Annotated in this window: 11 protein-coding genes; 4 read left to right on the plus strand and 7 right to left on the minus strand. The window is 59.5% G+C overall.

The genetic code is table 11. The annotated features are described in order from the left end of the window. The first annotated feature begins 115 nt into the window (after window positions 1-115). A complete protein-coding gene (locus HX805_RS12490; protein ID WP_177116889.1) occupies window positions 116-484 on the plus strand; it encodes a PilZ domain-containing protein in 369 nt (122 codons plus the stop codon). Between the two features lie 115 nt (window positions 485-599). Here HX805_RS12490 and radA read toward each other — a convergent pair whose 3' ends face one another. The 3 genes from radA to katB form a co-directional block, all read right to left on the minus strand. Continuing rightward, a complete protein-coding gene (gene radA / locus HX805_RS12495) occupies window positions 600-1,967 on the minus strand; it encodes a DNA repair protein RadA (RefSeq protein ID WP_003215821.1) in 1,368 nt (455 codons plus the stop codon). Between the two features lie 35 nt (window positions 1,968-2,002). Next, window positions 2,003-2,542, minus strand: a complete 540-nt coding sequence (locus tag HX805_RS12500; protein ID WP_102369936.1) for an ankyrin repeat domain-containing protein — start codon at window positions 2,540-2,542, stop codon at window positions 2,003-2,005. A 105-nt stretch (window positions 2,543-2,647) separates the two neighbouring features. After that, entirely contained in the window at window positions 2,648-4,189 is a 1,542-nt protein-coding gene (katB, locus tag HX805_RS12505) for a catalase KatB (protein WP_003215817.1), read from the minus strand. Window positions 4,190-4,475: 286 nt separating this feature from the next. Between katB and mscL the strand changes: the two genes are divergently transcribed. Continuing rightward, complete coding sequence (gene mscL / locus HX805_RS12510; RefSeq protein ID WP_003215816.1) at window positions 4,476-4,892, plus strand: large-conductance mechanosensitive channel protein MscL; 417 nt, start codon at window positions 4,476-4,478, stop codon at window positions 4,890-4,892. A gap of 40 nt (window positions 4,893-4,932) precedes the next feature. Here the strand turns inward: mscL and HX805_RS12515 are convergent, their stop codons facing one another. Further along, the gene (locus HX805_RS12515) at window positions 4,933-5,709 is read right to left on the minus strand and encodes a ferredoxin--NADP reductase (protein WP_177021863.1); all 777 of its coding nucleotides are present in this window, start codon (window positions 5,707-5,709) and stop codon (window positions 4,933-4,935) included. 405 nt (window positions 5,710-6,114) lie between these two features. Between HX805_RS12515 and HX805_RS12520 the strand changes: the two genes are divergently transcribed. Further along, window positions 6,115-6,825 carry a LuxR family transcriptional regulator gene (locus tag HX805_RS12520; protein WP_177116890.1) on the plus strand — a complete coding sequence of 237 codons (711 nt, stop codon included), beginning with the start codon at window positions 6,115-6,117 and terminating at the stop codon, window positions 6,823-6,825. Between the two features lie 128 nt (window positions 6,826-6,953). Continuing rightward, window positions 6,954-8,078 carry a methyltransferase gene (locus HX805_RS12525; protein WP_003215811.1) on the plus strand — a complete coding sequence of 375 codons (1,125 nt, stop codon included), beginning with the start codon at window positions 6,954-6,956 and terminating at the stop codon, window positions 8,076-8,078. Between the two features lie 41 nt (window positions 8,079-8,119). Here the strand turns inward: HX805_RS12525 and HX805_RS12530 are convergent, their stop codons facing one another. Genes HX805_RS12530 through HX805_RS12540 form a run of 3 tightly spaced genes read right to left on the minus strand, consistent with a single transcriptional unit; the run spans window position 8,120 to window position 10,750 of the window. Beyond that, window positions 8,120-8,287, minus strand: a complete 168-nt coding sequence (locus HX805_RS12530) for a DUF2474 domain-containing protein (RefSeq protein ID WP_003215809.1) — start codon at window positions 8,285-8,287, stop codon at window positions 8,120-8,122. A gap of 12 nt (window positions 8,288-8,299) precedes the next feature. Beyond that, window positions 8,300-9,307 carry a cytochrome d ubiquinol oxidase subunit II gene (gene cydB, locus HX805_RS12535; RefSeq protein ID WP_008432810.1) on the minus strand — a complete coding sequence of 336 codons (1,008 nt, stop codon included), beginning with the start codon at window positions 9,305-9,307 and terminating at the stop codon, window positions 8,300-8,302. 3 nt (window positions 9,308-9,310) lie between these two features. Continuing rightward, the gene (locus HX805_RS12540) at window positions 9,311-10,750 is read right to left on the minus strand and encodes a cytochrome ubiquinol oxidase subunit I (protein WP_008432808.1); all 1,440 of its coding nucleotides are present in this window, start codon (window positions 10,748-10,750) and stop codon (window positions 9,311-9,313) included. Window positions 10,751-11,082 lie beyond the last annotated feature (332 nt).

Raw genomic sequence — 11,082 nt, forward strand, 5'->3', positions numbered from 1 at the left:
CCTTAAAGGCCACCCCCCTACGTTGGTCTAGAGCCTTGCCGGGGCGAAAAAAGCAGAAAAAACCGCCCCATGATGGCGCACGGCTACAATTCCTTTATCCACAGAGGGTTTCACCATGCGCGAACAGCCTTCAGACCGACGCCGCTTCCGACGAATTGCCTTCGATGCCAGGACCGAGCTCACGCAAGACGGCCATGTCTGGCCGGTGCAACTGGTGGATTTGTCGCTCAAGGGATTGCTGGTGCAACGGCCGCAAGACTGGCACGGCCATCGCTACGAATCATTCGATGTGGACATTCATCTCGACGCCGAGACCGACGTGAAGATGCAGGTGCGGCTGACCCATGATGATCATGGGCAGCTCGGCTTTGTGTGCGAACACATCGACCTCGACTCCATCAGCCACCTGCGGCGGGTAATCGAGCTGAACCTCGGTGATCAGGCAGAGCTGGAGCGGGAATTCGCCGCCTTGCTGGAGACCTGAACATGTGGGAGCTGGCTTGCCTGCGATGGCGGTGTGTCAGTTTGCATATCAATCAGCTGATACACCGCCATCGCGGGCAAGCCCGGCTCCCACAGGGGGGCTGTGTGGCTGGCGACTATTCGAACAGGGCATCCAGCGCCTGCTCCAGGCGCGTTACCCCGATCACTTGCAGCCCCGGTGGCATTTCTTTCGGCGCATTGCCCTTGGGCACGATGGCGCGCTTGAAGCCATGCTTGGCCGCTTCCTTCAGGCGCTCCTGGCCGCTGGGCACCGGGCGCACTTCACCCGACAGGCCCACTTCGCCAAACACCAGCAAGTCATGGGGCAACGGCCGGTTGCGCAGGCTGGACATCACCGCCGCCATCAACGCCAGGTCAGACGCGGTTTCCAGCACCTTGACCCCGCCCACCACGTTGAGGAACACGTCCTGGTCATGGGTGGGAATGCCGCCGTGGCGGTGCAATACCGCCAGCAACATCGCCAGCCGGTTCTGGTCCAGGCCCAGGGTGACACGACGCGGGTTGGCCAAGTGGCTGTCGTCCACCAGCGCCTGGACTTCCACCAGCATCGGTCGGGTCCCTTCCCACGTTGCCATCACCACACTGCCCGGGACTTCTTCCTGGGCGCGGGTAAGAAAAATCGCTGACGGGTTGGAGACTTCTTTCAAGCCCCGGTCAGTCATGGCGAACACACCCAACTCGTTGACCGCGCCAAAACGGTTCTTCACCGCCCGCAACAAACGCAACCGCCCGTCGGACTCGCCTTCGAAATACAGCACGGTGTCGACCATGTGTTCCAGCACCCGCGGGCCGGCCAGTGCGCCTTCTTTCGTCACGTGGCCCACCAGGAAAATCGCCGTGCCGCTCTGTTTCGCATAGCGCACCAGCAGCGCGGCACTTTCCCGCACCTGGGACACGCCACCCGGTGCCGATTGCAGTTGTTCGGTGAAAATCGTCTGGATCGAGTCGATCACCATCACCTTGGGCTTTTCCAGGCGCGCGGTGGCGATGATGCTTTCGATGCAGGTTTCGGTCATCACCCGCAGTTGGTCCTGAGGCAAGCCCAGGCGGCGCGCACGCATGGCCACCTGCTGCTGGGATTCTTCGCCGGTGACATACAGCGCCGGCATGCGGCTGGCGATGCTGCACAGGGTTTGCAGCAGGATCGTGGACTTACCGATGCCCGGGTCACCGCCGATCAGCACCACCGAGCCATCCACCAGGCCGCCGCCCAGCACCCGGTCCAGTTCACCGGAAGCGGTGGAGAAACGCGGGATTTCTTCGACGCTGACTTCTGCCAGGGTCTTGATCTGGGTTTGTTGCCCGGTCCAGCCGGAACGGCCGCTGGGGGCCACGGCGCCGCCGCTTTCGATCATGGTTTCGGTCAGGGTGTTCCACGCACCGCATTCCGTGCACTGGCCGGCCCACTTGGGAAAGGTCGCGCCGCACTCCGTGCAGCCATACATGCGCTTGGCCTTTGCCATTTGAGAACCTCCAACCGAAAAACCGCGATGATAGCTCAGCGCGGCGCCGGGGTACGGATTTCACCGCTGGCCAAACGTGAAGCGCTGTTACCGATCGGGTCTTCGGCATTCAGATCGGCGCCCTTGGCTTTCAGTTCATCCAGCAGTTCCACGCGTTTGAACAGCCCGGCATACATGGCCGCCGTTTGTCCGGCGCCGTTGCGCTGGTCGGGGTTGCAGTCGGTGGCGAGCAGGCGCTGGGCGATTTTCAGCTCACCCTTGAAGATCGCGCCCATCAAGGCGGTGTTGCCGCGTTTGTCCTGCACGCAGGCATCGGCGCCGGCGGCGAGCAATCGGTCCACGTAGGCACTTTCACCGTGATAGGCGGCGAGAATCAGCGCCGTGTAGCCTTTTTCATCCTGGGTGTTCAGCGAATAGCCGGATTCGATGAAGGTGTTGAGCATTTCCACGTCGCCACGGCGGGCGGCGTCGAAGTAGTAATCCTGCAGTTGTGCCTTAAGCGCGGCCGGGGCAGCTTGTTCGGCCAATACGCTGAACGACAAACACGCAAGGACAGCGCCTATAAAGATTCGCATGGCAAATTCTCAATGATGTGCCACCTGTAGGAGCCGGCTTGCCGGCGATGGCGTACTTGTGGGCGTTATCGCCGGCAAGCCGGCTCCTACAGGGAGCGTGGGCGGTTAGTCGGTCAGCTTTTCGGCCAATGCCTTGACGCGGGCCAGGTCGCCCTTGGCCACTTTGGTCACGCCGGTGCCGTACTCCGGATCCGCCTTGTAGAGGAACGACAGGATGATGTGCTTGCTCTCGTCATCGGTGGTGGCCAGGGAGCCGCCGAAGTTGTCGATCAAGTCCTGACGCTCTTTCTTGTTGAACGAGCGGTACAGGTCGCCGGCCTGCTTGAAGTTTTGCTCACGCTGGATCTTCGCTTGCTGGGTACTGCCCGACAGGGCCGACTGGCTGTACCGCGCGGTTTGCGGCTCTTCCCGTGGCAGCAGGCGGCTTGGCTGGTAGTTCACGCCAGTGGTGGTCTTGCCGAAGTTCATGGCGCCATCCTGATTGCCGTTGTTGACGGTCACCCGGGGTGCATTGATCGGCAGTTGCAGGGCGTTTGGCCCCAGGCGGTACATTTGCGTATCGGCATAGGAGAACACCCGGCCTTGCAGCAGGCGGTCTTCCGACGGCTCGATGCCCGGCACCAGGTTGGCCGGCGCCATGGCGACTTGCTCGGTTTCCTGGAAGACGTTGGCCGGGTTACGGTTCAGCACCATCTGCCCGACTTTGCGCTCCGGTACGTCCGGCCAGATCTTGGTGGCATCCAACGGGTCGAAATCAAACTTGGCCAGGTCTTCCGGTTTCAGCACTTGCACATACAGGTCCCACTTGGGGAAGTCGCCCTTATTGATGTGCGTGACCAAATCATTGGTCATATGGCTGTAGTCGCGGCCCTGTACTTCAGTCACTTGTTTAGGATCGAGGTTCTTGATGCCTTGCAGGCTCTTCCAGTGGAACTTGACGTAGTGCACTTCGCCCTTGGCGTTAATCAACTTGTAGGCATGTACACCGTTACCGTCCATTTCCCGGTAACTGGCTGGAGTGCCGGAGTCCGAGTACAACTCGGTTAACGTACGAGTGGACTCCGGAACATGGGAGAAGAAGTCAAAGCGACGGGAATCATCGTCCAGGTTAGTGCGCGGATCGGGTTTAAAGGCGTGAACCATGTCCGGAAACTTGATCGCATCGCGAATAAAGAACGTCGGGAAGTTATTACCGACCAGGTCCCAATTACCTTCGGCGGTGTAGAACTTGGTGGCGAAGCCGCGCGGGTCACGCAGGGTTTCCGGCGAATGGTTGCCGTGAACGACCGCAGAGAAGCGCACAAATACCGGCGTGGCTTCGCCGGCGGCAAATACCTTGGCCTTGGTCAGGTCGCTGAGGTTATCGGTGACGGTGAAAGTACCGTGAGCGCCGGTGCCACGGGCGTGCACAACGCGCTCCGGAATACGCTCGCGATCAAAGCGCTGCAACTTCTGGATCAGTTGCACGTCTTGCAACAGGACCGGGCCATTCGCACCGGCGGTTTGAGAGTTCTGATTGTCACCGACCGCCGCGCCATTATCGCGCGTGAGGTTGGCGGCGTGTACGGACAGCGAAAGAAGACTGGCGCTCACTGCAAACAGCACCTGTCGCGCAGAAATAGGCCCGCGGCTAATAGGGTTTTTCATCGAGGTATCCTCTGGTTTTTTTAGTGCACATTGAGTTGTGCTTGCCAGAGGCTAGTGAGACGCGAGTCAGAAGATAAGTAGAAAAGTCTTACCATGGCGATTGAAAAAATAGTGTGGTAACCCACTGAAATAGCGGGTATTCCGCGCGCGATTGGTGGCACTTTGCAAACTATTTGCGATTTAATGTGTCGATAAAAACGGACACTGTTAGCAGTTGTGTCGAGCAAGCCTCGCCACACTGTCTTACACTGGCTTCTACCTCCTCATCTGTAACAAGGAATAACCTATGGGCGTGTTAAGTGAGTTCAAGGCCTTCGCGGTCAAAGGTAATGTGGTCGACATGGCGGTCGGTATTATCATCGGCGCCGCCTTCGGCAAAATTGTTTCATCCTTTGTAGGCGACGTGGTGATGCCACCTATCGGCCTGTTGATCGGGGGTGTCGACTTCGGCGACCTGGCCGTAACGCTTAAAGCCGCCCAGGGCGATGCGCCGGCCGTCGTACTGGCGTACGGCAAGTTCATCCAGAGCGTGATCGACTTTGTGATCGTTGCGTTTGCGATCTTCATGGGCGTGAAGGCCATCAACCGCCTGAAGCGTGAAGAGGCCGTGGCACCTAGCCTGCCGCCGGTCCCGACCAAGGAAGAAGTGCTGCTGGGGGAGATCCGCGATCTGCTCAAGGCACAGAACAGCAAGCCCGAGTAAGCTCGGCAAAAAGTAAAGGCGCCTGCAGGGCGCCTTTGTTTTACCAGTAGTTTTCTACCGCGACCTGCCCCGGACGGCGGGTCAGGCTCAGTTGCATGTCGCGCTGTTTCAGCAACTGACGCGTGTCGTCGATCATCTGCGGGTTACCGCAAATCATCACCCTGGAATGCTCGGGGGTCAGCTCGATGCCTGCGGCGCGCTCCAATTCGCCGTTCTCGATCAGGGTGGTAATCCGCCCATTCAGCGCGCCCGGATGTTGCTCGCGGGTGACAATGGGAATGTAGGTGAGCTTGTGGGCGTATTCTGCCAGGTACTCACGTTCGCCCAGTTCATGGATCAACGACTGGTAAGCCAGCTCCCTTGCTTCGCGGGCGCTATAGACGAGGATAATCCGCTCGAATTTCTCCCACACTTCGAAGTCCTGCAGAATTGAGAGAAACGGCGCAATACCGGTCCCGGTGCCCAACAGCCACAGATCACGACCATCCACAAACCGGTCCAGGGTCAGAAAGCCCGTGGCCTGGCGTTCCACCAGCAGGGTATCGCCCTCGCGCAGGCGGCTCAGCTCACTGGTGAACTCGCCACCCGGCACGACGATAGAGAAGAAATCCAGGTGCTCGTCAAAGGGCGAGGACACCACCGAATAAGCACGCCACACAATGCTGCCATCGGCCTTGGTCACCCCCAGGCGCACGAATTGCCCGGCGCAAAAGCGAAAGCCCGGGTCTCGGGTAGTACGCAGGGTAAACAGGCTGGGAGTCAGCGATTTCACGTCGAGCAGGGTCTGGCGGGTGTATTTTTCAGCACTGGCCGTCATGGGAAACTCCATTTGCAGAGGCCCCTAGTGTCCCCCAAAGCGCCGCCTGGAAACACCGATGGTTTGTGCTGGCATTGCCGCTGCCCATTGTGGCAACCGCTGGGCGGTACTAAATATTTGGCTATTAGTCGCCTTCCAACAAGCCATTAGATGAGGGAGTGCAACTAAATATTAACAAGGCGCATTTAGAGCAAGTTCTTAAAACTAATGGAAAAAAATCTTATCGAACGCCTGAAACCTGTACACCGTAGCCAGGTTGTACAAATGTTATTGGCCTAACGCCCGCTTGAACATAACCAAATTTTTATTTCGAGCTGTAGCCGTTGTCCTACACTATTTTTTCACGTTGTAACCGGGGGCCTTGGAAGTACCCCATGTAAAAACCGTTCGCATGGAGAGTTACCGATGGTCAACTGGCACAACACTCGCCTGCCCAAACTCGAAGGGGAAAGCGAAATAACCAGTATGTACGAAGCTGCCCTCAACCTTACCTACGAGCTTGGCTTCCAATACTGCGCATTTACCCTTAGTTCCCATCTACCCAACAACCAAACGAAAACTATCAACCTCAACAACTATTCAAATGAATGGAATACGCTGTACAGACAAGAGCACTACTTTGATCTCGACCCTGTGGTTGCGCATTGCAAACGCTCGGTTCTACCGATCGTATGGGACGAGAAAACCTTTTCTTCGGTACCGGACTTATGGGCCCATGCCCAGTCCAACGGACTGAATTTCGGATGGACCCAATCGGTTCATGACTTCCAGGGTGTTTTCAGCATGTTGAGCCTGGGGCGTGCCACCGGCCCAGTGAGCCCTGAAGAACTCTATGAAAAAGCCGGGCAAGTGCTCTGGATTTGCCACGCCATGCACGCGGTGGTGGCCAAAAAATATGCAGACAATCCCAGCCCGCAAGCGCCCAGCAAATTGACCCCGCGGGAAACCGAAATCCTGCAATGGTCGGCCTTGGGCAAGACCGCCTCGGACATCGCCACCATCCTGTGCCTGTCCGAACGCACGGTCGGCTTCCATATCAGCAGTGCGATGAAGAAACTGGGGGTCAGTAACAAGATTGCCGCAGTGATCACGGCAGTCAAATGCGGGTTGTTTTAAACACCGCATGTAATCCAGGGGAAAAAAACGTAACATTTGCGGCCAGTTCCGGGTGATGACGCGAGCTCCTGATGCGCCTCGCGTCGCCGCTCACCCCGATGGTTCGCTTACCCAGAGTCTCCCCCGCCATGCCCCTGCTCGACAGCCCCTTCGCCCAACTCGACCTGATCCGTCAGCCAGAACAGCACAACGACCCGCTGCAAGCGTTTGATGCAGCCGATGAGTATTTGCTCAGCTACCTGGCGGAACAACAGCTGACGACGGCGACCCGCGTACTCGTGCTCAACGACAGTTTCGGCGCGCTGGCGGCCAGCCTCGAAGGGCATGTGCAGGTCACCTCCAGTGGTGACTCGTTCCTCGGCGCCCTGGGCCTGGAGAAAAACCTGGCGCGCAACGGCAAGGCTTTCGACGCGGTAACGTTCCTGCCCGCCAGCCAGACACCTGCCGGGCCGTTCGACCGGGTACTGATCCGCGTGCCGAAAACCCTGGCCCTGCTCGAAGAACAACTGATTCGCCTGCAAGGTCAACTGGCACCCGGCGCCGAAGTGATTGCCGGGGCGATGGTCAAGCACCTGCCACGGGCTGCCGGCGAACTGCTGGAGCGCTACATCGGCCCGATGCACGCCTCACTGGCGGTAAAAAAGGCCCGACTGCTGATCGCCACCCTGGCCGATCGGCCACACGCCGTATCGCCCTACCCTACGCGCTACAGCCTGGAAACCCCGGCCATCGAACTGCTCAACCACGCCAACGTGTTCTGCCGCGAAGGCCTGGATATCGGCACCCGGGCCTTCCTGCCGCACCTGCCACAAAACCTGGGCGGCGCCCGCGTAGCCGACCTGGGTTGCGGTAATGGCGTCCTGGCGATTGCCAGCGCGCTGCAAAACCCCGAGGCGCAGTACACGCTGGTCGACGAGTCTTATATGGCGGTGCAATCGGCGGCCGAGAACTGGCGCGCGGCGCTGGGCGAACGTGACGTGCTGATTCGCCCCGGCGACGGCCTGGCCGATCAGGAAGCGCAGTCACTGGATGTGGTGCTGTGCAACCCGCCGTTCCACCAGCAGCAAGTGGTGGGAGACTTCCTCGCCTGGCGCATGTTCCAGCAGGCGCGGGAAGCGTTGGTGGTGGGCGGCGCCCTGTACATCGTCGGCAACCGTCACTTGGGTTATCACACCAAGTTGGCGCGGTTGTTCCGTGGCGTCGAGCAAGTGGCGACCACGCCGAAGTTCGTGGTCCTCAAGGCGCGCAAATAAAAAAGCCCTCCATGAAGGAGGGCAATAGTTACAACGGGATGTCAGTGGGTGGTCAGGCCCGCGGCATTCATGAACATGCGCATCAGGCTGGCCACCACGAACAGGGCCAGGACGCTGCCGGTCCAGATCATCGCCAGCCAGCCCAGGCGCTGCCAGAGCGGCTTTTTCTCGGCCTGTTCGATGTCGTGCAACGAAGGTTTGCCGGACATGAGTCAATCCTCCTAGTGATAACCGTCTTCGTGGGTGACCTTGCCGCGGAACACGTAGTAGCTCCAGAAGGTGTAGCCCAGGATGAACGGAATGATGAACAAGGTGCCCACCAGCATGAAGCCCTGGCTTTGCGGCGGTGCGGCGGCGTCCCAGATCGAAACTGACGGCGGGATGATGTTCGGCCACAGGCTGATCCCCAAGCCACTGTAGCCAAGGAAGATCAGCACCAGCGTCAGCAGGAACGGCGTGTAGTGCGCATTGCGGGCCACGGCGCGAATCAGGCCGTACATGGTCACCAGCACCAGGATCGGCACCGGCAGGAACCAGAACAGGTTCGGCAGGGTGAACCAGCGCGAGGCGATTTCCGGGTGGGCCAGCGGCGTCCAGAGGCTGACGATACCGATCACCGCCAGCACCACGAAGGCCAGGGGCCGGGCCAGGTTGTGCATCTTCTCCTGCAAGCTGCCTTCGGTCTTCATGATCAGCCAGGTGCAGCCCAGCAGCGCATACGCCACGATCAGGGCCACGCCGCAGAACATCGTGAACGGCGTCAGCCAGTCCAGGGAGCCACCGGCAAACTGCCGGTCGACCACCGGGATGCCATCAATGAACGCCCCCAGCGCCACGCCCTGGAAGAACGTCGCTGCCAGCGAGCCGCCGATGAAGGCCTTGTCCCACAGGTGACGCTTGTCGTCCTTGGCCTTGAAGCGGAATTCAAACGCCACGCCACGAAAGATCAGCCCGATCAGCATCAGCATCAGTGGCAGGTACAGCGCCGAGAGCACCACCGAATAGGCCAGCGGGAACGCGCCAAACAACGCCGCGCCGCCGAGTACCAGCCAGGTTTCGTTGCCGTCCCACACGGGGGCGACGGTGTTCATCATCACGTCACGGTCAGTCTTGCCTGGGATGAACGGGAAGAGAATGCCGATCCCCAGGTCGAAGCCGTCCATGACCACGTACATCATGATGCCGAAGATGATGATCACGGCCCAGATCAGCGGAAGATCAATACCCATGGCTCAGTTCCCCTTGTTCAAGGTGTCGCCGTGATCGGCATCGGCACTGTCATCAGCCGCCGACAACGGACGCGCCGGTGTGCGTTTCTGCCCAGGACCACCGTGAGTAGGCTCGGTGCTTTCGTGGGTCACAGGCCCTTTGCGCACCAGGCGCATCATGTAGCCCAGGCCCGCGCCGAACAGCGCGAAGTACACCACCACAAACAACACCAACGTAATGCTCATCTGCGCAAAACTGTGGTTGGACGAAGCGTCTGCCGTGCGCATCAGCCCGTAGACCACCCACGGCTGACGGCCGATCTCGGTGGTGAACCAGCCAGCGAGAATCGCGATCAGGCCGGACGGGCCCATCCACAGCGCCAGGTACAGGAACGGCTTGGACGTGTACATCTTGTCGCCACGGCGCAGCCAGAGGCTGAACAGGCCGGTGAAGATCATCAGGAAGCCCAGGCCCACCATGACCCGGAACGACCAGAACACGATGGTCGAGTTGGGACGGTCCTCAGGCGGGAACTCCTTGAGGGCCGGCACCTGCTTGTCCAGGGAGTGGGTCAGGATCAAGCTGCCCAGGTACGGAATTTCTACTGCGAACTTGGTTTTTTCAGCCTTCATGTCCGGCCAGCCGAACAGGATCAGCGGCGTGGGCTCGTTGCCGATATTTTCCCAGTGGCCTTCAATCGCGGCGATCTTCGCCGGTTGATGCTTGAGGGTATTCAGGCCGTGGAAGTCACCGATGACCGCCTGGATCGGCGCAACGATCAGCGCCATCCACATTGCCATCGACAGCATGGTGCGGATCGCCGGGTTGTCCTTGCCGCGCAGCAAGTGCCAGGCCGCCGAGGAGCCGACGAAGAACGCGGTAGCGACGAACGCGGCCGTGGCCATGTGCATCAGGCGGTAGGGGAACGACGGGTTGAAGATCACGGCCAGCCAGTCGGTTGGAATCACCCGGCCATCAATGATTTCAAAGCCCTGTGGCGTCTGCATCCAGCTGTTGGAGGCAAGAATCCAGAAAGTCGAGATCAGCGTGCCGACGGCCACCATCACCGTGGCAAAGAAGTGCAGCTTGCGCCCGACCTTGTTCCAGCCGAACAGCATGACCCCAAGGAAGCCGGCTTCGAGGAAGAACGCCGTGAGCACCTCATAAGTCAGCAACGGCCCGGTGACGGCACCGGCGAAGTCCGAGAAGCGGCTCCAGTTGGTGCCGAACTGATAGGCCATGACCAGGCCGGAGACCACGCCCATGCCGAAGTTGACGGCAAAGATCTTCGACCAGAAATGGTAGAGGTCACGGTAGGTGTCGTTGTGGGTCTTGAGCCACAGGCCTTCCAGCACCGCAAGGTAACTGGCCAGGCCGATGGTGATGGCCGGGAACAGGATATGGAATGAGATGGTGAACGCGAATTGAATTCGGGCGAGATCTAGCGCCTCCAAACCGAACATAAGTCTTCCTCTGTCAGGTAATACCGAATGCTGGCTGGAGGCCTGCACCCACTGCCCCCACGGATATGGAGTGTGGCGAATTCAAATTCGTTTCTTTTTATGACCAACCACGCAGGGATTCTGGCCTTGCGGCCGCCAGAGCAATCCCGGCGAAGGTTTTGATCTGGGTCAAGCATTGCTGAAAGAGTAGTCCCATTTTCGCGAGAGCAAGGCGTGGTCTTTTGCCGCGTGACAGGTTGCCTCAGTGGTCACTGGGTGTTGTCTTTGGTGAGATTGGGCGTGTTTTGGGTGTATATCCGTTATTTGGGTGATGGCTGGTATTGGTTCCGCTC

Source organism: Pseudomonas sp. G5001, assembly GCF_013385475.1.
GTDB lineage: Bacteria > Pseudomonadota > Gammaproteobacteria > Pseudomonadales > Pseudomonadaceae > Aquipseudomonas.

Bases quoted from the DNA above. Each gene is read 5' to 3' on its own strand.
- HX805_RS12530 (WP_003215809.1), bottom strand. From the start codon at position 8,287: ATGTCCGGCAAACCTTCGTTGCACGACATCGAACAGGCCGAGAAAAAG.
- cydB (WP_008432810.1), bottom strand. From the start codon at position 9,307: ATGGGTATTGATCTTCCGCTGATCTGGGCCGTGATCATCATCTTCGGC.
- HX805_RS12515 (WP_177021863.1), bottom strand. From the start codon at position 5,709: ATGACGGCCAGTGCTGAAAAATACACCCGCCAGACCCTGCTCGACGTG.
- HX805_RS12525 (WP_003215811.1), top strand. From the start codon at position 6,954: ATGCCCCTGCTCGACAGCCCCTTCGCCCAACTCGACCTGATCCGTCAG.
- mscL (WP_003215816.1), top strand. From the start codon at position 4,476: ATGGGCGTGTTAAGTGAGTTCAAGGCCTTCGCGGTCAAAGGTAATGTG.
- HX805_RS12540 (WP_008432808.1), bottom strand. From the start codon at position 10,750: ATGTTCGGTTTGGAGGCGCTAGATCTCGCCCGAATTCAATTCGCGTTC.
- radA (WP_003215821.1), bottom strand. From the start codon at position 1,967: ATGGCAAAGGCCAAGCGCATGTATGGCTGCACGGAGTGCGGCGCGACC.
- HX805_RS12490 (WP_177116889.1), top strand. From the start codon at position 116: ATGCGCGAACAGCCTTCAGACCGACGCCGCTTCCGACGAATTGCCTTC.
- HX805_RS12500 (WP_102369936.1), bottom strand. From the start codon at position 2,542: ATGCGAATCTTTATAGGCGCTGTCCTTGCGTGTTTGTCGTTCAGCGTA.
- katB (WP_003215817.1), bottom strand. From the start codon at position 4,189: ATGAAAAACCCTATTAGCCGCGGGCCTATTTCTGCGCGACAGGTGCTG.
- HX805_RS12520 (WP_177116890.1), top strand. From the start codon at position 6,115: ATGGTCAACTGGCACAACACTCGCCTGCCCAAACTCGAAGGGGAAAGC.